This is a genomic window from Devosia submarina (assembly GCF_003056345.1).
GTDB classification, from domain to species: domain Bacteria; phylum Pseudomonadota; class Alphaproteobacteria; order Rhizobiales; family Devosiaceae; genus Devosia; species Devosia submarina.
In genome coordinates this window covers 171,174-193,294 of record NZ_PYWB01000003.1, presented here as the reverse complement: position 1 = coordinate 193,294, position 22,121 = coordinate 171,174, and the positions used below count along the sequence as shown (strand labels likewise).

Annotated in this window: 22 protein-coding genes; 14 read left to right on the top strand and 8 right to left on the bottom strand. The window is 60.7% G+C overall.

Annotated features, from left to right (window positions below; translation table 11 throughout):
* Nucleotides 1-109 precede the first annotated feature (109 nt).
* Genes flgH through flgF form a run of 4 tightly spaced genes read right to left on the bottom strand, consistent with a single transcriptional unit; the run spans nucleotide 110 to nucleotide 3,356 of the window.
* Nucleotides 110-847, bottom strand: a complete 738-nt coding sequence (gene flgH / locus DDE77_RS05650) for a flagellar basal body L-ring protein FlgH (RefSeq protein WP_245895103.1) — start codon at nucleotides 845-847, stop codon at nucleotides 110-112.
* 18 nt (nucleotides 848-865) lie between these two features.
* Entirely contained in the window at nucleotides 866-1,801 is a 936-nt protein-coding gene (gene flgA, locus DDE77_RS05645) for a flagellar basal body P-ring formation chaperone FlgA (protein ID WP_108396462.1), read from the bottom strand.
* 14 nt (nucleotides 1,802-1,815) lie between these two features.
* Nucleotides 1,816-2,601 (bottom strand): flagellar basal-body rod protein FlgG, encoded by a 786-nt coding sequence (gene flgG, locus DDE77_RS05640; protein WP_108396461.1) that lies wholly within the window; start codon nucleotides 2,599-2,601, stop codon nucleotides 1,816-1,818.
* 17 nt (nucleotides 2,602-2,618) lie between these two features.
* The gene (flgF, locus tag DDE77_RS05635; protein ID WP_108396616.1) at nucleotides 2,619-3,356 is read right to left on the bottom strand and encodes a flagellar basal-body rod protein FlgF; all 738 of its coding nucleotides are present in this window, start codon (nucleotides 3,354-3,356) and stop codon (nucleotides 2,619-2,621) included.
* Between the two features lie 287 nt (nucleotides 3,357-3,643).
* Here flgF and DDE77_RS05630 point away from each other — a divergent pair, with 287 nt between their 5' ends.
* The 5 genes from DDE77_RS05630 to DDE77_RS05610 all read left to right on the top strand — a co-directional run bounded on the left by DDE77_RS05630 (nucleotide 3,644) and on the right by DDE77_RS05610 (nucleotide 10,302).
* Nucleotides 3,644-4,138, top strand: a complete 495-nt coding sequence (locus DDE77_RS05630; RefSeq protein ID WP_108396460.1) for a flagellar basal body-associated FliL family protein — start codon at nucleotides 3,644-3,646, stop codon at nucleotides 4,136-4,138.
* On the top strand, nucleotides 4,138-5,307 hold the full coding sequence (gene fliM, locus DDE77_RS05625) for a flagellar motor switch protein FliM (RefSeq protein WP_108396459.1): 1,170 nt from the start codon (nucleotides 4,138-4,140) through the stop codon (nucleotides 5,305-5,307). Before DDE77_RS05630 ends, fliM begins: the two co-directional genes overlap by 1 nt.
* Nucleotides 5,307-5,741 carry a DUF6468 domain-containing protein gene (locus tag DDE77_RS05620; RefSeq protein ID WP_108396458.1) on the top strand — a complete coding sequence of 145 codons (435 nt, stop codon included), beginning with the start codon at nucleotides 5,307-5,309 and terminating at the stop codon, nucleotides 5,739-5,741. The genes fliM and DDE77_RS05620 overlap by 1 nt, the downstream gene beginning before the upstream one ends.
* The gene (locus DDE77_RS05615; RefSeq protein ID WP_108396457.1) at nucleotides 5,738-6,820 is read left to right on the top strand and encodes a MotE family protein; all 1,083 of its coding nucleotides are present in this window, start codon (nucleotides 5,738-5,740) and stop codon (nucleotides 6,818-6,820) included. The genes DDE77_RS05620 and DDE77_RS05615 overlap by 4 nt, the downstream gene beginning before the upstream one ends.
* 137 nt (nucleotides 6,821-6,957) lie before the next feature.
* Nucleotides 6,958-10,302, top strand: coding sequence for a tetratricopeptide repeat protein (locus DDE77_RS05610; protein WP_157959687.1), 3,345 nt, complete (start codon nucleotides 6,958-6,960; stop codon nucleotides 10,300-10,302).
* On the opposite strand, the gene fliP is transcribed toward DDE77_RS05610, so the two are convergent.
* Nucleotides 10,303-11,064, bottom strand: coding sequence for a flagellar type III secretion system pore protein FliP (gene fliP / locus DDE77_RS05605; protein ID WP_108396455.1), 762 nt, complete (start codon nucleotides 11,062-11,064; stop codon nucleotides 10,303-10,305). It abuts the gene before it with no gap.
* Nucleotides 11,065-11,068: 4 nt separating this feature from the next.
* Nucleotides 11,069-11,728: a FliO/MopB family protein gene (locus DDE77_RS05600; protein WP_108396454.1), complete on the bottom strand. Its 660-nt coding sequence runs from the start codon at nucleotides 11,726-11,728 to the stop codon at nucleotides 11,069-11,071.
* A gap of 174 nt (nucleotides 11,729-11,902) precedes the next feature.
* On the opposite strand from DDE77_RS05600, the gene flgB reads away from it, so the two are divergent.
* The 8 genes from flgB to DDE77_RS05560 all read left to right on the top strand — a co-directional run bounded on the left by flgB (nucleotide 11,903) and on the right by DDE77_RS05560 (nucleotide 18,549).
* Nucleotides 11,903-12,310 (top strand): flagellar basal body rod protein FlgB, encoded by a 408-nt coding sequence (gene flgB, locus DDE77_RS05595; protein WP_108396453.1) that lies wholly within the window; start codon nucleotides 11,903-11,905, stop codon nucleotides 12,308-12,310.
* A 13-nt stretch (nucleotides 12,311-12,323) separates the two neighbouring features.
* Nucleotides 12,324-12,734 carry a flagellar basal body rod protein FlgC gene (flgC, locus tag DDE77_RS05590; RefSeq protein WP_108396452.1) on the top strand — a complete coding sequence of 137 codons (411 nt, stop codon included), beginning with the start codon at nucleotides 12,324-12,326 and terminating at the stop codon, nucleotides 12,732-12,734.
* A gap of 17 nt (nucleotides 12,735-12,751) precedes the next feature.
* Nucleotides 12,752-13,087, top strand: a complete 336-nt coding sequence (gene fliE / locus DDE77_RS05585; RefSeq protein ID WP_108396451.1) for a flagellar hook-basal body complex protein FliE — start codon at nucleotides 12,752-12,754, stop codon at nucleotides 13,085-13,087.
* A 214-nt stretch (nucleotides 13,088-13,301) separates the two neighbouring features.
* Nucleotides 13,302-13,568 carry a flagellar biosynthesis protein FliQ gene (fliQ, locus tag DDE77_RS05580; RefSeq protein ID WP_108396450.1) on the top strand — a complete coding sequence of 89 codons (267 nt, stop codon included), beginning with the start codon at nucleotides 13,302-13,304 and terminating at the stop codon, nucleotides 13,566-13,568.
* Nucleotides 13,569-13,572: 4 nt separating this feature from the next.
* A complete protein-coding gene (gene fliR, locus DDE77_RS05575; RefSeq protein WP_245895102.1) occupies nucleotides 13,573-14,340 on the top strand; it encodes a flagellar biosynthetic protein FliR in 768 nt (255 codons plus the stop codon).
* On the top strand, nucleotides 14,341-15,423 hold the full coding sequence (gene flhB / locus DDE77_RS05570) for a flagellar biosynthesis protein FlhB (RefSeq protein ID WP_108396449.1): 1,083 nt from the start codon (nucleotides 14,341-14,343) through the stop codon (nucleotides 15,421-15,423).
* Between the two features lie 163 nt (nucleotides 15,424-15,586).
* On the top strand, nucleotides 15,587-18,157 hold the full coding sequence (gene cckA, locus DDE77_RS05565) for a cell cycle histidine kinase CckA (protein ID WP_108396448.1): 2,571 nt from the start codon (nucleotides 15,587-15,589) through the stop codon (nucleotides 18,155-18,157).
* A complete protein-coding gene (locus DDE77_RS05560) occupies nucleotides 18,154-18,549 on the top strand; it encodes a DUF2237 family protein (protein WP_108396447.1) in 396 nt (131 codons plus the stop codon). Before cckA ends, DDE77_RS05560 begins: the two co-directional genes overlap by 4 nt.
* 27 nt (nucleotides 18,550-18,576) lie before the next feature.
* On the opposite strand, the gene DDE77_RS05555 is transcribed toward DDE77_RS05560, so the two are convergent.
* Together DDE77_RS05555 and araD1 are read right to left on the bottom strand one after the other, a co-directional pair.
* The gene (locus DDE77_RS05555) at nucleotides 18,577-19,596 is read right to left on the bottom strand and encodes an aldo/keto reductase (protein ID WP_108396446.1); all 1,020 of its coding nucleotides are present in this window, start codon (nucleotides 19,594-19,596) and stop codon (nucleotides 18,577-18,579) included.
* Between the two features lie 54 nt (nucleotides 19,597-19,650).
* The gene (gene araD1 / locus DDE77_RS05550) at nucleotides 19,651-20,646 is read right to left on the bottom strand and encodes an AraD1 family protein (protein ID WP_108396445.1); all 996 of its coding nucleotides are present in this window, start codon (nucleotides 20,644-20,646) and stop codon (nucleotides 19,651-19,653) included.
* A 277-nt stretch (nucleotides 20,647-20,923) separates the two neighbouring features.
* On the opposite strand from araD1, the gene recA reads away from it, so the two are divergent.
* Nucleotides 20,924-21,994: a recombinase RecA gene (gene recA / locus DDE77_RS05545; protein ID WP_108396444.1), complete on the top strand. Its 1,071-nt coding sequence runs from the start codon at nucleotides 20,924-20,926 to the stop codon at nucleotides 21,992-21,994.
* Nucleotides 21,995-22,121 lie beyond the last annotated feature (127 nt).

The window sequence follows — 22,121 nt, the reverse complement described above, 5'->3', positions numbered from 1 at the left end:
AATGGGGAAAGGCGCAGCCGGGGAGCTGCGCCTTTGGGGAGGGCTGAGCCTGATGTGAGCCCGCCGGGGAGCCGTACCGTGCAATGGGGAGGGCACAGCACGGGAGGGGTTAGAAGGGGAGGATGGCGTCCATCACCTGCTGGCCGTAGCGGGGCTGCTGGACTTCGGTGATCTGGCCGCGGCCGCCGTAGGAGATGCGGGCCTCGGCAATTTTGGAGGAGGGGATGGTGTTGTTGGCCTGGATGTCGGAGGGGCGGACGATGCCGGCGACGATGAGGTCGCGCACCTCGAAATTGACGCGGACTTCCTGGCGGCCCTCGATCACAAGGTTGCCGTTGGGCAGGACCTGGGTAACCACGGCTGCAACGGAGGTTTCGAGGCTCTCTGACCGATTAACCGAGCCGTTGCCGGCGTTCTGCATGCCGGAGGTGAAATCGACGGCAGCGGAAGGATCGATGGCGCCGCCCGAAATATTGGTCACGGCCGTGCCGAAGATGCCGCCCATGCCGGCGCTGTTGGAGGCCGTGCGGCCCGAAGACGTGCTGTTGGCCATCTTGGCGCTGTCGTCGATGGTGACAAGGACGGTCAGGATGTCGCCAATGCGGTGGGCGCGCTCATCCTTGAAGAAGCCCTTGGCCGAGGTGCGATAGAGCGAATTGGGCTGATAGGTGTCGGCGATGGCCGCAGGCATGGGCATGTTGACGGGCTGATAGCCGGCCGTGGTGGTCGGGTCGGTGATGGGGGTCAGCACCGGGGCCTTGCCGACATTGGCGAGGCGGTCGGTGGTGTTGCAGCCGGCCAGGGCAGCGGCAAGGGTCAGGAGGGTTGCGAGCTTGATCAGTTTCATTGGATTTCTCCTGAGCATTCAGAGGCCGGCAAGCGTCAGCGGGTCATTGCTGACCTCGACGGCGCCTGCGGCAATGGCGGTGGCGCTGATGACGCGCTTGGACATGAGGTTGATGACCTGTACCGGGGCGCCAATCGTGGCGCCGGTGACGGCCTGGCCCTTGACGGTGAGCGTCATAGGACCCTGGCGGAAGTAGATGGTGACGAGGTCGTTTTTCGAAATAGTGAGCGGCGAGGAGACGTCACTGGCCTTGAGCACCATGCCGTCCCGGCTGGCACGCTTGAGGGCCTTGCCAACAAGGTCTTCGAGCCGTGCAATGCCGGTGCTTTCGGCAAAGCGCAGGGGAATGGGGCGCATCGCAATGTCGTCGGCCGAAAGGATGGCACCGGCGGGGAATGTGCCGGTGAGGTGGGGAGCCTCGATCATCATTTCGATATTGCCGGAAACGTCGAGCGGCTGCTCAATGCCGGCGATGGCAAAGCGGGCAGAGAAGGCGCCTGTGCCGGGGAGATAGCGCAGGGACACAACCGAAGCGGGCTGGGGAATGGCTTCGGCGCTGAGGGGGGTGACGGGGGTGGTGAAGATCGTGTCTGCTGACATGCCTGATGTGATGATGCCGCGGTTGGCGAGGTCCTGGTTGATGAGCGCGGCAAGGGTGGACTGATCCACAATGGTGGCGGCGCGGCTGACGCGAACAGCGTCGAGCCCGGCAGCGTCAAAAGTTTCGATGCCGATACGGGCGGTGGCCGAGCGGATGTCCGCGAGCTGCACCAAGCCCGAGGTGCCAGGCTTGGGAGCGCGGAAAAGCGGGTTCTCGGCGGTAAGGCCGGCATCGTCGAACATATCGCCGACGGTGACGATCGGGCCGGATACGGTGATCTCGCGCTTGAGGACAGGTGCGGCAAAAGCTGTGCTTGAGAGCAGCAGAAGGGCGAGGGCGGAACGGATGATCATGGCTCAGTTCCCCCTTAGCGCAGCTGGCTCGTCGACTGCATCATCTCGTCCGCGCCCGAGATAACGCGGGCGTTCATCTCGTAGGCGCGCTGGGCGGCGATGAGGTCGGCGATTTCGGTGACGGAATTGACGTTGGCCATTTCGAGATAGTTCTGCAGCAGATTGCCGGTGCCCTCGGCGTTCGGCATGCTGACCTGTGCAGGACCACTGGACGCCGTTTCGATGAAAAGGTTGTCGCCCAGGGATTCGAGGCCGGACTTGTTGACAAAGCGCGCGAGCTGGAGCTGGCCAAGCTGGGTGGGGATGGACTCGTTATCGAGATAGGCGGAGACAGTGCCGTCGGGCGCGATGGCGACAGAGGTGGCGTTGCCAGGAATGGTGATGCCGGGGTCGACTTCATAGCCCGCCGAGGTGACGATGGTGCCTTCGGGGCTCCGTTCAAAGGAGCCGTCGCGGGTGTAGGCGGTGCGACCATCGGGCAGGTTCACCATGAAGAAGCCTTCGCCACGGATGGCAACGTCCATCTCGCGCTCGGTGCCGTTGATGGAGCCCTGGCTCATGATGCGTGGGGTGGAGACGGTGCGCACGCCCGAGCCGATTTCGAGGCCTGACGGGAGCTGGGTACCCTGTTCGGAACTCGGCGAGCCGGCGCGCGTGATCTGCTGGTAAAGGAGGTCCTCGAACTCAGCGCGCTGGCGCTTAAAGCCCGTGGTGCGCATGTTGGCGATGTTGTTGGAGATGACTTCGACGTTGCGCTCCTGCGCGCTCATGCCGGTCGATGCGATGTAGAGAGCTTTCATGGCACTGGTTCCGGGTTTTACGCGTTGGTGTCGCCGAGGCGCTGGATGGCGGTGCGGCGCAACTCGTCCTGCTTGGCGGAGAGGTTGGCGGCCGATTCATAGGCGCGTTGAACGCGGATCATTTCGGCCATTTCGGCAATGCCGGACACATTGGATTTCTCGATGAAGCCCTGCATGGCGCGGGTCTGCGTCGCGGCCATAGGCGTGCCGCCGGCGAAGAGATTGCTGCCTTCGCGCTGGAGGTCTTGTGGATTGTCGAATTCGACGAGGCGCAGGCTGCCCTTGGCCCCAGCGCTGGAGCTGACCGAGCCGTCGCTGCCGATCAGAATATTGGTTTCTTCAGGGCCAAACTGGATGGGGCCGCCATTGCCCAGAACGGGGTTGCCGTTGAGGTCGACCAGGGTGCCATTGGCGCTGAGCTGGAAAGAACCGGCCTTGGTGAAGCGTTCGCCCGCAGGCGTCTGCACGGCAAAGAAGCCGGGGCCGTTGAGGGCAATGTCGAGCTCGCTCCCCGTCTGCACCATGGCGCCGCCGGACAGGTCATGCATGGTTGCCCAGTCCTGAACATAGGAGAGGGGCTGGTCGAGGCGCGGGAAGTCGCGGTCGCGGGCGACCGGCATGACATATTCCTCGAACAGGATGTTTTCGGCCTTGAAGCCCGTGGTGTTGATGTTGGCCATGTTGTTGGCCACCACGTCCATCTGGCGCTGCAATCCTATCTGCCTGGACAGGCCGATCAGTTGTGCATTCTCGATCATCGCTGATCCCCGGTTAGCTATTCCCCAAGGCCGCCGCTTCCCCAAGCCGCTGCCTCGCCGTTTACCTTGCAGAAACCATGCCAGAGCGAAAACGCTAACGATCTCAGTGATCTGCTTAGAGGCGTTGGGCTGTGTCTGTGGGGACTTGTCTGGTAGGCGGGCAAAACCTACCCGGCAAAATCTGCCGCCCAGACCCTGATTGTAACCATTCGTTAACCATGCGGGCCTTAGCTGGAGCCTGTGCCGGAATCGTCCGGAACCCCTTCTATTTTGGGCAGGTTCGCATGGCCGCTGAGGCAGACATCGGGGAAGGCGCGTCAGCCAAGAAAGGCGTTCCCAAGCTCTTTATCATTATCGGGGCTGCCGCGCTGGTCGTGGTGCTGGGCGGGGCAGGGCTGTTCTTTTTCCTCAGCAAAGGCACGGCAGAGGCCGAACATGCCGCCGGCGAACACGGGGCAGTTATCGAGGCGCCGCACAGCTTCATCTTCAATTTGCCGCCCATGATCATCAACCTCAACAAGGATGGCGAAGGCGACGCGGTGATGAAGCTCACCGTGGCGCTGGAAGTGGCCGATGAGGCGATGATGACCGAAATCCAGCCGCGCCTGGCCAAGGTGGTCGATGCGTTCCAGGTCTATCTGCGCGAGCTGCGCCGGTCGGACCTGGAAGGATCGGCGGGCATCTACCGGCTCAAGGAAGAGCTGCTGCGCCGGGTGAATGTTTCGATCTATCCCTCTCGCGTGGAATCCGTTTTGTTTAAAGAGATCCTGGTGCAGTAATGGCTGGGTCGAGCGAGCAGGACAAGCTGAGCGAGGATTGGACCCTGGACGATGCCATTGTAGGGCTCGACGTTCCTGAACAGAGCGATGAGGAAAAAGCGGCCGAAGCTGCTGCCGAATGGGCAGCCATGCTGGAGGGCGGTGGCGACGACGAGAATGGTGTCGATCGCGTCCTCAACCAGGACGAAATCGACAGCCTCCTGGGGTTCGACGCGAGCATCGGCGACGATGTGGAACTGACGGGCGTACAGGCGCTGATCAACTCGGCGCTGGTGAGCTATGAACGCCTGCCCATGCTGGAAATCGTGTTCGACCGGCTCGTGAGGCTGGCCACGACGTCCTTGCGCAATTTCACGTCCGACAATGTCGAAGTGACCATGGACTCGATCTCCTCGGTGCGGTTCGGCGATTATCTCAATTCCATTCCCTTGCCGGCGATCCTGTCGGTGATCCGGGCTGAGGAGTGGGAGAATTATGGCCTGCTGACGGTCGATTCGAGCCTGATCTATTCCATGATCGACGTCCTGCTCGGCGGGCGGCGGATCAATGGCAATATCCGCGTCGAGGGGCGGCCCTATACGACCATCGAGATGGCGCTGGCGCGCAAGATGATTGAGATCATTCTCGAGGACACCCATCGCGCTTTCGAGCCAGTGACTCAGGTCAATTTCAAGCTCGAACGGATGGAAACCAATCCGCGCTTCGCTGCAATTTCACGGCCGGCCAATGCTGCAATCCTGATCGAGCTGCGCATCGAAATGGATGATCGCGGCGGCAAGGTCGAGATCCTTTTGCCCTATGCAACCATCGAGCCGATCCGCGAGCAGCTCTTGCAGATGTTCATGGGCGAAAAGTTCGGGCGCGATCCGATCTGGGAAGGGCATCTGGCGACCGAAATCTATTCGGCCGAGGTGGAAATCGAGGCGATCCTGCACGAGCAGGATTTGCCGCTTTCGCGCATGTTGTCCATGAAGCGGGGCGATACGGTGATGTTCGAGCGCCTGCCGAGTGATCCGGTGCGTTTGCGCTGCGGGGATGTGGAGCTGACCGAAGCCATTATGGGCCATATCGGCAATCATGTTTCGGTGCGGGTTGCCCGGCCGCTGAATCCGCCAAAGGTCACGATGGCGGCCTTTGAAGCACTCGATGAGAAATTGGAACAGAAATAATGTTTGGCTTGCCGTTTGGAATTGTCGTGGAAGCTGCCGTTGCCATCCTGCTGGCGCTGACAATTGGCTATTGCGTCATCCTCAATGCGCGCCTCAAGCGCCTGCATGCCGACAAGGACGTGCTGCGGCAGATGGTTGCCGATCTGGTTGGCGCCACCAATCTGGCCAATCAGGCGATCAGGGAACTCAAGCAGACGGCTGTAGAGGCTGATCTGGCGCTGAGCACGCGGCTGGAAGAAGCCGAGCGCTTCGGGATCGAGCTGGCCAATCATGTAAATGCCGGCACGGTGCTGATGGACCGCATCGTCAAGATCACGACGGCAGCGCGCCAGAGCCCTGTTGTCGCCGAACCAGTGATTGAGACGCCCAACAAGGTGCAGTCGGCGCTTGAGCAATTGTCGAGCCGTGTCCGGACCCGTGGAGCTGCTGCGTGAACAGGATCCGCCTGCTCCCCGTCGTCGTGATGGCCATTGCCGCGCTGCTGGTGCTCAAGACCCTGGGTCTGGTCACCAATGGTGGCTATGTGCTGGGCGGTGTTGGGGTGGCACAGGCTGCATCCGGGGCTCCGGCGGCGCATGGCAGTGGTGGAGAGGCGAGCGAGGGCGGTGATGCGGCCCTGCCGGGCGAGCACACCATCGAGGATATCAGCCCAACGCTTGTTGATACCAGCCCAACCTTGGCTTCCGGCAAAGCCGACGCTGGTGGGCATGGCGCTCCTGCTGCAGCAGTTGCACATGGGGAAGCCGCTGCCGAAGGCGGGCACGATGCAGATGTGGCCGAACATCCAGCCGGTGAGAACGGGCATGAAGTGCCCGTTGCTCACGGGGGCACGACTTTTTGCCGCGAATCGGATGCAGAGATCGATGAAGATGGCGTCGTGACGCTGAACAATCCGCCCGCTGAAGAGGGCGGCCACGGTGCCGAGCCGGAAACGGCAACTCAAGGCGAGGCAAGCTTTGCCCAGTCCATGACGGAGTGCCTGGAGAGCGGCGACGCCATTCCCGTTGTGATCGACGGCCAGGGCGGCACTGCTCCCCTGAGCAATAGCGGCGGTACGGCGTTGAGCGAACAGCAATTGCTGGAACGTTTGGCTGAGCGGCGCACGGCACTGGAGAAGTACGAACAGGATCTGGCCCTTCGCGCATCCATTGTGGATGCTGCCGAAAAGCGGATCGAGGAACGGGCGGCAACGCTGGAAGCACTTGAGGCGCAGATTTCAGCCTTGGTGGACCAGCGTACGGAGATGGAATCGGGTCAGTTCGCAGGGATTGTGGCGATGTACGAAACCATGAAGCCCAAGGACGCCGCGGGGATTTTCAACAATCTCGACATGGAAGTGCTCCTGCGCGTAGCCAAGACCATGAGCCCGCGAAAGATGGCGCCGATCCTGGCGGCAATGGATCCGGCCCGGGCGCAGGAGCTGACGGTCAAGATGGCCTCCCTGGCCGACCGCCCGGCAGCGCAGATGACGGCGGATGACCTTGCTGCCCTGCCGCAAATCGTGGGGCAGTAGGGCGTTCCCAAGTGTAAGGCGACGTTAAGCTGGGCTCGCTAGGGTGCACGCATTGAGTGTTGTACCCTTGCGTGCATGGCGGCCCAGAAATCGGCCAAGTCCGGCATACGGGAATTGCGTCGGGCGGGCAGAAGCCGGTGAAGACTGCTGAGAAGGCTGGGTGGACAAAAGCCCTACGAGCGCTTGTGCTTGGCGCTATGCTCGCCTCGTCCAGCCTTGTGCAATCCGCTTATGCGCAGATCGACGGGCAGCTTTTTGCCACCGAAGAAGCGGGTTATGGCCGGCTGATACTGAGTTTCCCCGGTCGCGACAGCCTGCCGGAATACCAGATGCGCCTCGAGAATGGCGTGCTCTCCCTTGAGTTCAGCGAGCAAGTGTCGGTGCTGCTGCCTGATGTCGGCTCGACCATGCCGGATTATCTTTCGGTCGCGCGGGTCGATCCAGACGGAAGGGGGCTTCGCCTCGGGCTGCGCTCCGCGTTCAAGTTCAACAGGATCGAAGCGGGCGAGAAGCTCTTTATCGACCTGCTGCCCACAAGCTGGCAGGGTATGCCTCCCACCTTGCCACAGGACATCATAGATGAGTTGGCTGAGCGGGCGCGGCTGGCAGCGATCCGGGCTGAGCAGGAACGTAAGGCCAAGGGAGTGGCGGAGCTGGACCCCAAGGCCAGTGTCCGGATCGGGCGGAACCCTACTTTCCTGCGCCTTCAGTTCGACTGGACTGTGCCGACCAGTGCCAATTATGCCCAGCTTGAAAACGAGGGCATGCTCGCGTTCGAATGGCCGGTCGAGATTGATCTGAACGAACTTCTGGCCGATCTGCCGCCCGAGATCCTCGCGGTGGAGCCGGAAGTTACTCCCGACGGGACCATGATTGCGCTCAAGCTTGCGCCAAAAGTTACGCCCCGGTTTTACCAGAACACGCCAGCGCAGCAGATCCTCGACATCGACATTGCCGGAGAGGGGCGTCCTTCCTTTGCTGCTGCCAGCCTTGTGCCGCTTGAGGCAGAAAGCGACAGTGCTGCCGGGCTGCCCCCCTATTCGGCGCCTTTTGTCGACAAGCTCAAACCACAATTGACGACGCAAACGGTGGAGCCGTTTGTCAGCGTGCTTGGCTCGACCGTTCGCGTGGTTTTCCCATTTGAACAGGATACGCCTGCAGCTGTGTTCCGGCGGGGCGACAGCGTCTGGATGATTTTTGACACGGTAGCTGGTGTCGTGCCGCCCGCGCGCTCGCAAGAATTCGATGCGATCGCCAGCACGTTTGAGGTGGTTGCGGCCGGCGATACGCAGGTCGTGCGGATCGACCTGTCGCAGGATCGGCTGGCAACGCTGGGTTCGGAAGGAATGGCCTGGGTGCTGTCGCTGGGCGACATCATGCTGACGCCGACCGAGCCCATTACCATGTCGCGCCGCAGAGATGTCGAAGGAGATTTCGAGCTGGTTGCCGATGTGGCGCGGCCGGCTCGGGCACATGACTTCCGCGATCCCGTCGTGGGCGACATGCTCAAGGTCGTCACGGCCTATCCACCCGCACGCGGGGTTACGCGCACGCTGGATTATGTGGACTTTTCAGCCCTGCGCAGTGTGCATGGGCTTGTGCTCAAGCCCAAGACCGAAGATGTCGATCTGGCGATCGAGAACACGCTTGCCGTGATCTCGTCCCCAGATGGATTGACCGTGTCCGAACTGGAAGGGCAGCGGGTCGCAGGAACGGGCCTCAACGACGCCATGCGAGGGAGCTTCGTTGACCTCGCGCGGCTGGAGCAGCGCGACCTGGCCGAATTCGGCAAGCAGCAAAACCAACTGCTGATGCAGGCGGCTAGCGCCGAAGGACGCCAGCGTGACCAGACGCGGCTTGATCTGGCTCAGTTTCTTATCGCCAACCAGTTTGGCCTTGAAGCGGTCGGCGTGCTCGATGTGCTCGCGGCCGAGCTCAAGGACGACAAGCTGACGCGCAAAATGTTGCTGGCGCGCGCCATGGCGAATGCCTTGGCTGGCCGCAGCCGTGATGCGCTCAATGTTCTCAACCAGGCGGCCCTCGGCAACGAGATCGACGCGCTGATCTGGCGCGCGATCGCCCGGGCTGATGTATCCGATTTCAAGGGCGCCAAGGTAGATGCCTTGGCGGCGTTGCCTGTTGTCGCCAGCTATCCACTTTGGGTGCAGAACCGCTTCACCTTTGCCGCAATCCGGGCGGCTGTTGAAACGGGCGATGCTCGCATGGCCGAACAATTGCTCGATGGCATGGAATTCACCAGTCTGGATGCCGAAGGCGCCAGCCTTTACCTGCTTATGAATGGACGCATTGCCGAGCTGCAGGGGCGGGCGGACGAGGCAATCGACATCTATGGTCAAGTCATTGCGGCCGACGTACGGCCTACTCGGGCCGAGGCGATTTTCCGCACGCTGCACGTGCTGGACAAGGCGGGCAAGCTCAACCTTCACAAGGCGGCCGAGACCCTGGGGGCGGAAGCCTTGCTCTGGAGGGGCAATCCGCTCGAAGCTGACATGCTCAACATGCTTGCCGATTTCTTTTTCCGCGATGGTGATTACCGCGCCGGATTTGAAACCGTGCAGCAGGCGGTCAGCACCTACCCTGAAAGCCCGCAAGTCAACGCTCTGCGCGACAATGCGCAGGAAGTATTTGCAGACCTCTTTTTGAACGGTACGGCTGATGCCTTGGCGCCGGTGAAAGCGCTGGGGCTCTACTACGATTTCCGAGCCCTGACGCCACCGGGAGCGCGTGGCGATGAAATGATCCGGAATTTGGCACGGCGCTTGGTGCGGGTTGATCTGCTGAACCAGGCGGCTGTTCTTCTGGAGTATCAGCTTGAGAACCGGCTGCGTGGTGTCGCGAGGACCCAGGTGGCGGCTGATCTGGCGGTGATCTACCTTGCAGATCGCAAGCCAACAGAAGCCCTGCGTGTGCTCAATGCGACGCGGTTGCCCGAGATGCCCGCGACCCTGGCACGACAGCGGCGGGTGCTGGAAGCGCGGGCCATGATCGACGGGGGACGCGATCAGCTAGCCCTTAATATGTTGAGGGAGATGGAAGGGAGCGATGTGGCGCAGCTGCGGATCGATGCGCAGTGGAAGGCCAAGCGCTATTCGCAAGCCGGCGAAATGATCGAGGCGCTTTATACCGATCCCAGTGACATTACGCGCAGCCAGCAGGCGCGGATGGGATTGATCAAGGCTGCCGTTGGCTATGTTCTGGCTGATGACCGGTTTGGACTGGCGCGGCTGCGTTCCAAGTTCGGCGAGGCCATGGTCACCACGCCGGAATGGCCTATGTTCGATCTGGTGACGGGCAATATCTCGGTGACGAGCGTTGAGTTCAAAACGGTGGCTAGCCAAGTGTCAGGGCTTGAAGGGATCAACGCCTTTCTTGCAGCCTATCGCGAGACTTATGGTTCCGGTGGGGCGCTGGCGCCCATGACAGCGAGCCAGCCGGGTGCTGTTGCCGCCCGCGCAGGGTGATTAGCCTGCGCCTGTTGTTCCGCTGACAAAGCTGCGGACAAGCGATCCGGCAACCAGATACCAGCCGTCCACCAGCACGAAGAAGATCAGCTTGAAGGGCAGTGAGATCACCACCGGCGGGAGCATCATCATGCCCATGCCCATCAGCACCGATGCGACGACCATGTCGATGACGACAAAGGGCAGGAACAAGAGGAAGCCGATCTCGAAGGCCCGACGCAGTTCCGAAATCATGAAGGCGGGGATCAACAGCTGCAGCGGGATGGCTTCGGGTTCGTCCGGAGGGACGGCGTCGGTCAGGTCATAGAACAGGGACAGGTCCTGTTCGCGCACATTGGCGCGCATGAACTCGTGCAGCGGGGCGCTGCCGAGCTCGAAGGCTTCGGCAATTTCGATATCGCCTGCCAGCAGGGGTGCGATGCCGACGTCATAGGTTTGCTGCAGCGTGGGCTGCATCACGAAAATGGTGAGGAAAAGTGCAAGCGACACCATGACCGAATTGGGTGGCGCGGTCTGCAGGCCAATGGCGGTGCGCAGGAGCGAGAGCACCACCACGATGCGGGTGAAGCTGGTCACCATCACGAGGATGGAGGGCGCCAGCGACAGGAGCGTGATAAGCCCGATGATCTGGACGGCACGTTCGGTTATGGTCGTATCGTCGCCAAAATCGATCGACACGTCCTGCCCGAAGGCAAAGCTAGGCGCTAGTGCCAGAAAGAGGACAAGCAGCCCTGCGACGGGCAAGAACCGGCGCTGGCGCAAAGGCTTAAATCCGGTTTGCCCCGTGGTTGCCACCAATATCGCTGCCTTCGGTATCGCGTTGCGCTCTGCCTTCTTTAGCTGAGTCGCGATCCGCGCCACTGGGGATCACCGAGTTTTCAGCAGCTACAATGGGCTCGATCTCGCTGACGGGGCGAAGCAGGCCCGTGTGACGCAGCGAAAGATGGGTCTTCTTGTCCGTGGGCTGGCCCATTTCGCGCAGCTGGTCGGCCACTGTCGCAGGGCCGGGCGAAAGAGGTTTGACGGCAGCGTGGGTGGGCGTCTCGACGGGGGGCGCCGCGTTTTTTGCCGCCGCCGGACGGCGGGAGGCGACCATGGGCACGGGCCGGCGGGTGGGCTGGGTAGCCTGCTCTTCGAGGACCGGGATACCGGTTTCCACCACCAGATCCTGCGTGCCGCCGACAAGGATCAGGTGCTCCACATCGTCTCGGCGCACGATCAGCAAGTGGCGTTTTGGATCAAGCGCCAAACTGTCCACAACGCTCAGGCGCTTGTGACGACCACGCGAGACATTGCCCGAAGCGTTGAACAGGAATTTCAGCAGCCAGACGGCCAGGAAGATCAGCACCACCACGATGCCAAGGGCCAACAGCATGGTAATCCAGCTATTGCCCGACCCACCAAAGAGGCTCGTGATGAACTGCATAGTCACTCCAGATCGTTCCAGCCTGATTCACCAGGCGGCATAGTTTGCCTACTTGCCCACGCAAATGTGCAAATTGCGAGGCTCTTTGTGCCCTAAGTGCACAGGGTTAACACTTGATTAACCATGACGCGGCAAGATTTGCCTATCGAGCGGGACTCGCGAGGACCTTGGGCCATGGCCTTTCTGAACATGCCGGTGTTTTCGGCGCTGACCGACAAGATGCGCTGGCACCAAACGCGTCAAGGCCTTCTGGCGGAAAACGTGGCCAATGCGGAAACGCCGGGTTTCCGCGGGCGGGATCTAGCGCAATACAATTTTGCCGATCAGAAGCGCGCTTTCTCTGTGGCAAGTGTCACGACCACAGCGACCCAGCCCATGCATTTCAGCGTTGCAAGCGCTTCCCAGTCGCCCTTCGGCGCGCAGCGCATGGCCAATTTCGAGGTGACGCCAGAGGGTAACGGCGTGACGCTGGAAGACGAGATGATGAAGGTCACCACCAATATGATGGACTACCAGGCCGCTACGGGCCTTTACACCAAATCCATCGCCATTCTCAAAACCGCGCTCGGCCGGCAGGCATAAGGAATAAGCCAGAATGGATTTCAATTCCTCGCTCCGCATCGCTGCAACCGGCATGCACGCCCAGACCGCGCGTATGCGGGTGATCGCAGAGAACCTTGCTAACACCGATTCAGCCGGGAAAGCGCCGGGGGAGGAGCCCTATCGTCGGCGAGTGCCTACGTTTGAAACGAGCTTTGATGCAGAATTGGGTGGTCAGGTCGTGGAAGTAGGAAAGCTGGCCTATGACATGAGTGACTTCACGTCGCGCTTTGAGCCCGGACATCCGGCGGCCGACGAGCGCGGCTATGTTCAATATCCGAACGTCAACCCGCTGATCGAAACAATGGATATGCGCGAGGCCCAGCGTACCTACGAGGCCAATCTCAATGTCGTTTCCGTCACGCGGCAGATGCTCGGGCGCACGCTCGACATCCTGCGCGGCTGATTGAACAGGAGTTCCTGATGGCCGTAACCACTCCCTTCAATGCCGCGACTGCCGCCTATGGCAATGCGAGCCGGCTGATCAATCAGGCTACCAAGCCCAATACCGATCTGACCGCTTTAGCTGCGCCCAGTGGCGGCAACAGTTTTGCCGATTTGCTCGCCCAACAGGTGCAGGGCGTGGTCGATAGCGGCAAGACGTCGGATGCCATGGCCATCGACATGGTCAACGGCAAGGCCAATGTGGTCGACATGGTGACGGCGCTTAGCGAAACCGAGATTGCAATCCAGAGCATGGTGACGGTGCGCGACCGCGTGATCTCGGCTTATGAAGAAATCATGCGGATGCCGATCTAGGCCGCTCAATGGGTTGATCGTCATTGCCCAGCTTGTTCGGGGAATCCATGGTTCCGCTGGTGTGGAGAGTTGGATCACCCGGACGAGCCGGGTGATGACAACCGCGGCCCGCTCGTATTCACGCCGCTTTGTATGCGGCAATGCTCGCAGGCCGCTCAATACGGCGGAGGCATGGTAATGCTGGGCATGGAAACTTAACGATTCGCAGATTGGCATGACCGGCGCCGAAGTTCTTGATATTGCCAGCGACGGCATCTGGACGCTGATCATCGTGTCGGCGCCTATGATGCTGGTCGGGCTGGTGGTGGGCGTCGTGATTGCGCTGTTCCAGGCGCTGACACAGATCCAGGAACAGACGCTGGTGTTCGTGCCCAAGATCATCGCCATCTTCTTGACCATGCTGCTGACGCTGCCGTTTCTGGGGGCGACCATGGGCGCCTACATGAACCGGGTGGTCGACATGATCATCGTCGGCGGCTAGCCAAGTGACGATCGGGCTCGATTGGCTGCCCAATACGGCCTTCCTGTTCCTGCTGCTGTTTACGCGCATCGGCGCCATTCTGATGCTGATGCCGGCGCTGGGAGAGGACATGATCCCCGCCCGCATGCGCCTGAGTTTCGCGCTGGCCTTTACCCTGGTCGTTTATCCGCTCCTGTCGCCGAACCTGCCGACCCTGCCAGACGATGTCATGTCTATCGTGGGCCTGATCTTTCATGAGCTAGCCGTTGGTCTCATTCTGGGCGGCATTGCGCGACTTGTGGTCTCGGCAACGCAGGTCGCCGGTGCGATCATTGCATTTCAGGTGGGGCTGTCCACCGCCATGGCGGCGGACCCGACACAGACCGGGGTGCAGGGCGCAATTTTTGGTAGTTTTCTGAGCTTTCTGGGCATGGTGCTGATCTTTGCGACGGACTTGCATCACCTTGCGCTCGCCGCCACCTATGACAGCTATGTGGTGTTTCCCATCGATGCGCCCTTGATGTTCGACGATGCTGCGCAGATGGCGATCCAGACTGTGGCCAAGGCATTTTCCATTGGCATCCAGATGTCGGCGCCATTTATCGTTTTTGGGCTGGTTTTCAATTTGGGGGCGGGGATCCTGGCACGGCTGATGCCAGCGCTGCAGGTGTTCTTTCTCCTTATGCCCGCGAACATCTTCGCGGGCTTGGCGCTGTTTGCCCTGCTGCTCACCATGATGATGGGGTGGTATCTCTCTGCGTTCGAAGACCATCTGATGATGTGGAGGGGCTAGATGTCGGACGAAGCCCCCGAGAACGACGCAAAAACAGAAGACCCTTCCCAAAAGAAGCTCGAAGATGCCTTCAAGAAGGGTGACGTGGTCAAGAGCCAGGAAGTGGTGACCTGGTTCATGCTTCTGGGCTCCGCAATTGTGTTTGCGTCGATGGGGCCGGCTGCTGCGCAGAGCCTGATGGGCTCGCTCAAGGGCATCATGGCCAATGCCGACCAGGTGGAATTGGGCGGATCGGGCTTTCAGGTGTTCTTTAATGGGCTGGCGCTGGCGACGCTGGGCACGGTGATGATCCCGCTGATGGTGCTCTCCGCCTGTGCGGTGATCGCCAATCTGATCCAGCACAAGCCGCTGGTTTCGGTGGAGCCGATTACACCCAAATTTTCCAAGATTTCACCCTTGGCCGGCTTCAAGAGGCTGTTTTCGCCGGACTCGTTGGTCAATTTCGGCAAGGGCCTGTTCAAGATCGGGGTCGTCGGCGGCGTGCTCGTGGCCGTAGTCTGGCCCGAGCGGGACCGGCTCGACACCATGATGACGGCCGATCCGATCCTGATTCTGCTCAATTTTCAGGACATTGGGCTCAAGATCTTCATGGCGACGCTCGCCGTGGTGATTGTGATCGCCGGGGCCGACTATTTCTACACCCGCCAGAAATGGTGGAAGCGCTTGATGATGACGGTGCAGGAGCAGCGCGACGAATACAAGCAGATGGAAGGCGATCCGCACGTCAAGGGCCGTATACGCCAGCTGCGCCAGGAGCGTTCGCGCAAGCGCATGATGGCTGCCGTGCCGGACGCAACGGTAGTCATTACCAACCCGACGCACTTTGCCGTGGCGCTTAAATACGACCGCGACATGGGCGCTCCGCAATGCGTCGCCAAGGGTGCTGACGCGGTGGCGTTCCGCATTCGCGAGCTGGCCAAGGAGCATGATGTGCCGATCGTGGAGAATCCGCCGCTCGCCCGTGCGCTGTTCGCCAGCGTCGATGTGGACGAAACCATTCCCACCGAACATTTCAAGGCCGTGGCGGAAGTAATCGGCTTTGTGATGCGGCTGAAAAAGGGTGCGGGCTGGAAGGCGCGTTAGCGCGAGGCAGGTGGTCTGTGCTTGCCGAGTTGCACTCCAGGGCTTTTATTGGCCGCGCACTTGTTGAAAATGCCGATCAGCCTCCCCTCGTGTTAGGGCTTTTGATAGACCCTTATGCAGGCCCTGATTCGGCCCGTCCCTAGGTATTGGAGCAGATCGACTCATGGCATCGGCGCCCATCGGCGAAGACAATTACCCCGACCCACTGCTTTCCGCTGGTCGTGGCAGCGCAGGCTTGTGGCGCGTGCTCGTGCTGGGGGTGTTTCTTGTTGCGCTTGCCGTCGTGTTCTCTGTGTTCGGAAGTCAGATTTCGCCTGAACTGGTGATGACCTTTGTGGGCGTGCTGGCTGTGGTGGGCGTGTTTTGCCTCTTCGCACTGGCTGCTGGCCTGTTTCGCTTCGCCAATGGCGAAGAGCGCCGCACGATTTCCAATGCTGTTGTCGACAGCCTGCCCTTTGGCGCCGTGGTGGCCGACCGTGATGGCAAGATCGCCTATGTGAACGCGCATTACGGCAGTTTCTCGGGGGCTGTAACCAATGGCGTGCCCGTAGGCGTGCCCCGACTTTTTGCCGGCGAGGCCGATGCCAGCGAGGCGATCTACCGTCTTTCACGCGCCGCCAAGGATGGAAGAGCCGCTGTTGAGGATGTTCGCGTGCTGGGTGGCTTGGGCGGACACGCTCCCGACAGCTCCAAGGCTTTCTGGTATCGCGTGGGTGTGCGCCCGCTGCCCGAGTCCGACGAGGCGCGCAAACCTTTGGTGATCTGGTCGGTCGAGGACATTACCCGCGACCGGGACAACAATGAGAGTGCGTTTCGCGACCTGCAGCGCGCCATTGATTATCTCGATCATTCGCCGGCCGGCTTTTTCTCGGCCGACGCGCATGGGCGCATTCAATATCTCAACTCCACGCTGGCGGACTGGCTAGGGTATGATCTGGCCGAGTTCAATTCCGGGCATCTTGGCATGTCGGACATTGTTCGCGGCGATGGCGCGACGCTGCTGATGCGCGGCCGGCGCGATGGGGAAATCCATACCGAGATCATCGATATCGACCTTGTCCGCCGGAATGGCACCAGCCTGCCTGTGCGGCTGCTGCACCGCGCAGCCCGGCTGGCGGATGGCGAACTTGGCGAGACGCGCACGCTGGTGCTCGACAAATCCAATGCGCCGGATACCGAAGAAGAATTGCGAGCGGCAGAAGTGCGATTCTCGCGCTTCTTTAACGACACGCCGTTTGCCATCGCGACCCTTGATGCAGAAGGACGGATCATCCGCACCAACGCGCCGTTCGGGCGCATCTTTAAGTGGTCGGGCGAGGAAAAAAGTCTCGAAATGCAGCCGCTCACCGAGTTGATCGGTGAAGGCAGCCGCGAGAAATTCGCCCGTGCCCTCGCCGACGCTGCGGCACATCGCTCCGAAATCGAGCCAGTCGATGCGCTTCTGAGCGCAGAAGGCGAACATGCCGTACGCCTTTACCTCTCCGCATCGGAGATGAGCGCCGGCTCGCCCGAGCAGGTTAATGTTTATGCGCTCGATATGACCGACCAGCGCAAACTCGAGGCGCAGTTTGCCCAGTCGCAGAAGATGCAGGCTGTGGGGCAATTGGCCGGTGGCGTCGCGCACGACTTCAACAATTTGCTGACGGCCATCATCGGCTTTTCGGACCTCCTGCTGCTCAAGCACAAGCCGGGCGATCCCTCGTTCGGCGAGCTGATGCAGATCAAGCAAAACGCCAATCGTGCCGCTGGCCTGACGCGTCAACTGCTGGCGTTTTCGCGCCGACAAACACTGCGCCCGCAGGTGCTGGAACTGCCGCTTATTGTGGACGATCTGACGGTTCTGCTGAAGCGTATGATCGGGGAAAAGAACACGCTATCAGTCGAGCACGGCCGCAATATCTGGCCGGTACGCGCCGACGTGGTGCAACTCGAGCAGGTCATCATCAATCTGGTGGTGAACGCCCGCGATGCCATGCCCAATGGTGGCGCCATCACTATCCGTACGGCCAATGTCGCGGAAGCCGAAGTTGGCGGCATGAGCTTTGAAGGCATGGTGCCGGCCGATTATGTGCTGATCGAAGTGCAGGATACCGGCACGGGCATGTCGGCCGAAGTCATCGAGAAGATCTTCGAGCCGTTCTTTACCACCAAGGAATTGGGCAAGGGTACGGGGCTTGGACTGTCCACGGTATATGGCATCGTCAAGCAGACCGAGGGCTATATCTATCCCGTTTCTACCGTCGGGGTCGGGACGACCTTCAAGATATTCCTGCCGCGCCATGTGGTGAGTGCCGCCGAAGCTGCGGGCAAGGCCGCCGGGGTGGCGCCGGTCAAGGATCTTACGGGACATGAGCGGATCCTTCTTGTGGAAGACGAGGAAAGCGTGCGTGCGTTCTCCGCTCGGGCTCTGCGCGCAACGGGCTATGAGGTGTTCGAGGCCGATGGCGGCGAGGAAGCGCTTGAGGTGCTGGAAGATCTCGATTTCAAGATCGACCTCATGATTTCGGACGTGGTGATGCCCGAAATGGACGGACCGACGCTGTTGCGCCACGTGCGCGAGTCAATGCCCAATCTCAAGGTGATCTTTGTTTCTGGTTACGCCGAGGAAAGCGTACGCCGGGACATAGAGGACGACCAAAGCGTCGAATTTCTGCCAAAGCCCTATTCGCTCGACCAGATCAATTCCAAGGTCAAGGAAGTGCTGCAAAAGCTGGGCAAGGGTGACTCGGCTTGAACGAGCAGGGGCGCTTTGAGGGTCCTGCCGAGTTCAACGTGCTCGGCGAGCCCCTGCAGCCTTGTTCAAGCGATCCCTTAACCGGCTTTTTCCGCACCGGGTATTGTGCAGCAGGGCCTGACAGCGCTGCTGTGCATCTGGTGTGCATCGAAGCCAGCGATGCGTTTCTGCGCTATTCCCAATCGGTGGGGAATGACCTTTCGACACCCAGGCCCGAGTTCGGCTTTAAGGGACTGGTGGCCGGAAATCGCTGGTGCCTTGTGGCGCAGCGCTGGTGGCAGGCGTACGAGGCCAAGGAGGCGCCGCGCGTGTTCCTGCGCGCCACCAACCAAAAGGTTCTCGGCTTTATTCCGCTCGAAATCCTAAAGACCTATGCGCGTGACCTGAACTAGGCTGCCGGGACGGCACAGCTCCTAAGATCAGGAGAAACCACCCGGGACAGGTGTGCCCGGGGCGAGCAGTCCTTTTTCCTCCAGCCTTGTCCAAAGCTCATGCGGAATGTCCATGAACCACCAGTCGAGAATTTCGTCCAGCTCCTGCGGCGAGCGCGGTCCAGGCAGGACATTGCACACGGCGGGATGGGTGAGGGGGAACTGGAGGGCTGCAGCGGGCAGGGGAACGGCGAACTCCTGGCAGACCGCCTCGATGGCGCGCACCTTGCGGACGATTTCCTCAGGTGCCTTGGCGTAGTTGAACGTCGAGCGGCCCACGAGGATGCCCGAATTGAATGGTCCGCCAACAACAACGGAGGCGCCCCGGGAAAGGCAGGTGCTCAAAAACGGATCAAGCGAGGTCTGCTCGAGCAACGTGTAGCGACCAGCCAGGAGGAAGACGTCCCAATCGCCCAGGGCGAAGGCCTCCATGAGCACTTGCCATTCATTGACACCCAGGCCGATAGCCTTAACGGCACCGCCGTCGCGCAATTCGCGCAGGGCCTTGTAGCCGCCATCGACCAATTGCTGCCAAAGCGGCTTGTTGGCTTCCTCGCCATGCGTGGCCGCGCCGATGTCGTGGACATAAAGAATGTCGATGTTGCTCAGGCCGAGCCGCTGCTGGCTGTCCTCGAAAGAGCGCATGACGCCGTCATAGGAATAGTCGTACCGGGCCTGGAAGGGCAGGGGCTGGACGAACTCGGTCTTGTTGTCGGCCTCGCCCCGCACGCCTTTGAAGAGACGCCCGACCTTGGTGGACAAAACAGCTTCGCCGAGCCGCTCGCGCAGGACGTCGCCGATCAGATGCTCGGAGCGGCCGGCGCCATAATGGGGCGCGGTGTCGACATAAGTGATGCCGCTATCAAGCGCATGGGCGACAGTGGCACGCGCCTGTTCGGCACTAACGGCGCTGAAGCTCCCGGCCAAGGTCGCGCCGCCCAATCCCAAGGTCGTGACTTCCAGATCGGTTTGCCCGACGCGGCGCTTTTCGAATGTGCGAGCAGTCATGTTATCCCTCCAAAACAGAGGGATAACTGACATGTTAGTTGGTGTGCTTCAAGCTCAATAGAGATTGCCGACGATGACTGGATGCTCGTCGTCGACCCGGATGGGGTTGCGCAAGGGGCTCCCGAACTGCTTTTCCTCGATCTCGAACACATCATTTGGCTGGGTTGAAATGCCATCGGCAAAGCTCAGCGTTGCCGTGCCGAAACAGTGGACATGCACATCGCCGGGTGTGCGGAACAGCTCGTACTTGAAGTGGTGATATTCAAGGTTTGCGATGGTATGGCTCATATTGTCTTCGCCACTGAGGAATGGCTTTTCCCAGAGCACTTCGCCATTGCGATAGATGCGGGACATCCCTTCCACGTGCCGCGGCAGATCACCAACGCGCAGCTCGGGGCCAAAAGAACAGGCGCGCAGCTTGGAATGGGCGAGATAGAGGTAGTTGATGCGCTCGGTCACGTGATCAGAAAATTCGTTGGCCAGCGCGAAGCCAAGCCGGCGTGGCTGGCCATTGCGATCGATCACGTAGATGCCGGCGATCTCCGGCTCTTCGCCGGCATCCAGCGCAAAGCCGGGCGAGGGGATTGGGTGACCGGGATTGACTACGGTGTAGCCATTGCCCTTGTAGAACCATTCGGGCTGCACGCCTTTGGCGCCCTCTGAAGGCTTGCCCCCTTCAAGACCCATGCGGAACATCTTCATGGAGTCGGTGAGGCTGTCTTCGGTCTTGGTGCCGTTGGCCTTGTGCATCGCATCGCGAGTTGCGGCGGAGCCGAGATGGGTCAGCCCCGTGCCTGTCACATAAAGGTGGGCCGGGTCGGGATGGTCGATGGGGGAAAGCATGCGCCCTTCGGCAAGGATCTGGTCGCGATCCACTGTTTCGCCAAGGCCGCGCGCCTCGATCAGCGCGGCAAGGCCGCCATTGGCGTCCAGCGCCGCAAGAGCCAGTTCGTAAACGCTTGTTGCGCCATTGACCTGCCGCGCGACGCCGCTTTCGACGGCGGCAACGGCGCGTGCGCCGTGCTTGTCGAAAAACTGGATAAGATTCATGGCTGAGCTCCTCTGCCGGCCCCCATCGGGCGCTATTTTGCGGGCATAAAACGCAACATGGTCGCCTGGCGCAAGCCCAAATATCATACTTTTGTGCCGCTACCGCTTCTGTGACTCTGTTCACTAGGTTTCTTCTGCAGGCCGGCCGTTCCGTTCTCAATTTGTACTTGACTTGGTCGGAACAAAATGAGAACAAAGGGCATAGATTCAAAGCATGACCACAGGCGATGTCAGCGCGTTGCGCAGTCTTCCGATGCGTGGAATAAGGAGAGAACTTATGGCTAATGCGCCGCTTCGTGTTGTTGAAGGTGGATCGATGGATAAAGACAAGGCACTTGCCGCAGCGCTCAGCCAGATTGAGCGCAATTTCGGCAAGGGCTCGATCATGCGTCTGGGCGAGAACTCGTCCATCGAGGTCGAGGCCATCTCTACCGGTTCGCTGGGGCTGGACATTGCCCTTGGCATTGGCGGGCTGCCCAAGGGTCGTATCGTCGAGATCTTCGGGCCCGAATCATCGGGTAAGACCACGCTCGCCCTCCATGTGATCGCCGAAGCCCAGAAGTCTGGTGGCATCTGCGCGTTCGTGGACGCCGAGCATGCGCTGGACCCGGTTTATGCCCGCAAGCTGGGCGTCAATGTCGATGATCTGCTGATTTCCCAGCCGGACGCCGGCGAGCAGGCGCTCGAAATTACCGATACGCTGGTGCGCTCTGGTGCCATCGACGTGCTGGTGGTCGATTCGGTTGCTGCACTTACCCCGCGGGCTGAACTAGAAGGGGAAATGGGCGATTCCTTGCCGGGCCTGCAGGCGCGCCTGATGAGCCAGGCTATGCGCAAGCTGACCTCTTCGATCAGCAAGTCCAAGTGTCTGGTCATCTTCATCAACCAAATCCGCATGAAGATCGGTGTGATGTACGGCTCGCCCGAGACCACCACGGGCGGTAATGCGCTCAAGTTCTATGCGTCAGTGCGCCTGGACATCCGTCGCATCGGGGCGCTCAAGGATCGCGAGGAGATCGTGGGCAATCAGACGCGCGTGAAAGTCGTCAAGAACAAGCTGGCGCCTCCGTTCCGCCAGGTCGAGTTCGACATCATGTATGGCGAAGGTATCTCCAAGACCGGCGAATTGCTGGATTTGGGCGTCAAGTCGGGCATCATCGACAAGTCTGGTGCCTGGTTCTCCTGGGATTCCCAGCGCCTCGGGCAGGGGCGTGAGAATGCGCGCCAGTTCCTCAAGGATAATCCAGAAGCCGCCAATATCATCGAACAAGGCGTGCGAGAGAGCTCGGGTCTTTTGGGCGAAGTGCTGCTTGTTGCCGGTGGCGAGGACGTTGGCGACGACGACTAATCGTCCTCCTCCCATGCAGAGGATTTTTGGAGGGGCATTGCGCGAGCGGTGCCCCTTTGCTTTGCCATTGAAGGTATCAGTTCCGGTGCGCCGAATGTTCCTTGCCGCCTGATTGCCGCAATGCTGG

Excerpts from the sequence above, each read along its gene's own strand:
- flhB (WP_108396449.1), top strand. The coding sequence starts at position 14,341 with ATGTCGGACGAAGCCCCCGAGAACGACGCAAAAACAGAAGACCCTTCC.
- flgB (WP_108396453.1), top strand. The coding sequence starts at position 11,903 with ATGGCCTTTCTGAACATGCCGGTGTTTTCGGCGCTGACCGACAAGATG.
- araD1 (WP_108396445.1), bottom strand. The coding sequence starts at position 20,646 with ATGAATCTTATCCAGTTTTTCGACAAGCACGGCGCACGCGCCGTTGCC.
- cckA (WP_108396448.1), top strand. The coding sequence starts at position 15,587 with ATGGCATCGGCGCCCATCGGCGAAGACAATTACCCCGACCCACTGCTT.
- recA (WP_108396444.1), top strand. The coding sequence starts at position 20,924 with ATGGCTAATGCGCCGCTTCGTGTTGTTGAAGGTGGATCGATGGATAAA.
- DDE77_RS05620 (WP_108396458.1), top strand. The coding sequence starts at position 5,307 with ATGTTTGGCTTGCCGTTTGGAATTGTCGTGGAAGCTGCCGTTGCCATC.
- flgA (WP_108396462.1), bottom strand. The coding sequence starts at position 1,801 with ATGATCATCCGTTCCGCCCTCGCCCTTCTGCTGCTCTCAAGCACAGCT.
- DDE77_RS05630 (WP_108396460.1), top strand. The coding sequence starts at position 3,644 with ATGGCCGCTGAGGCAGACATCGGGGAAGGCGCGTCAGCCAAGAAAGGC.
- DDE77_RS05555 (WP_108396446.1), bottom strand. The coding sequence starts at position 19,596 with ATGACTGCTCGCACATTCGAAAAGCGCCGCGTCGGGCAAACCGATCTG.
- fliM (WP_108396459.1), top strand. The coding sequence starts at position 4,138 with ATGGCTGGGTCGAGCGAGCAGGACAAGCTGAGCGAGGATTGGACCCTG.
- flgH (WP_245895103.1), bottom strand. The coding sequence starts at position 847 with ATGAAACTGATCAAGCTCGCAACCCTCCTGACCCTTGCCGCTGCCCTG.
- fliE (WP_108396451.1), top strand. The coding sequence starts at position 12,752 with ATGGCCGTAACCACTCCCTTCAATGCCGCGACTGCCGCCTATGGCAAT.
- flgG (WP_108396461.1), bottom strand. The coding sequence starts at position 2,601 with ATGAAAGCTCTCTACATCGCATCGACCGGCATGAGCGCGCAGGAGCGC.
- fliQ (WP_108396450.1), top strand. The coding sequence starts at position 13,302 with ATGACCGGCGCCGAAGTTCTTGATATTGCCAGCGACGGCATCTGGACG.
- flgC (WP_108396452.1), top strand. The coding sequence starts at position 12,324 with ATGGATTTCAATTCCTCGCTCCGCATCGCTGCAACCGGCATGCACGCC.
- DDE77_RS05600 (WP_108396454.1), bottom strand. The coding sequence starts at position 11,728 with ATGCAGTTCATCACGAGCCTCTTTGGTGGGTCGGGCAATAGCTGGATT.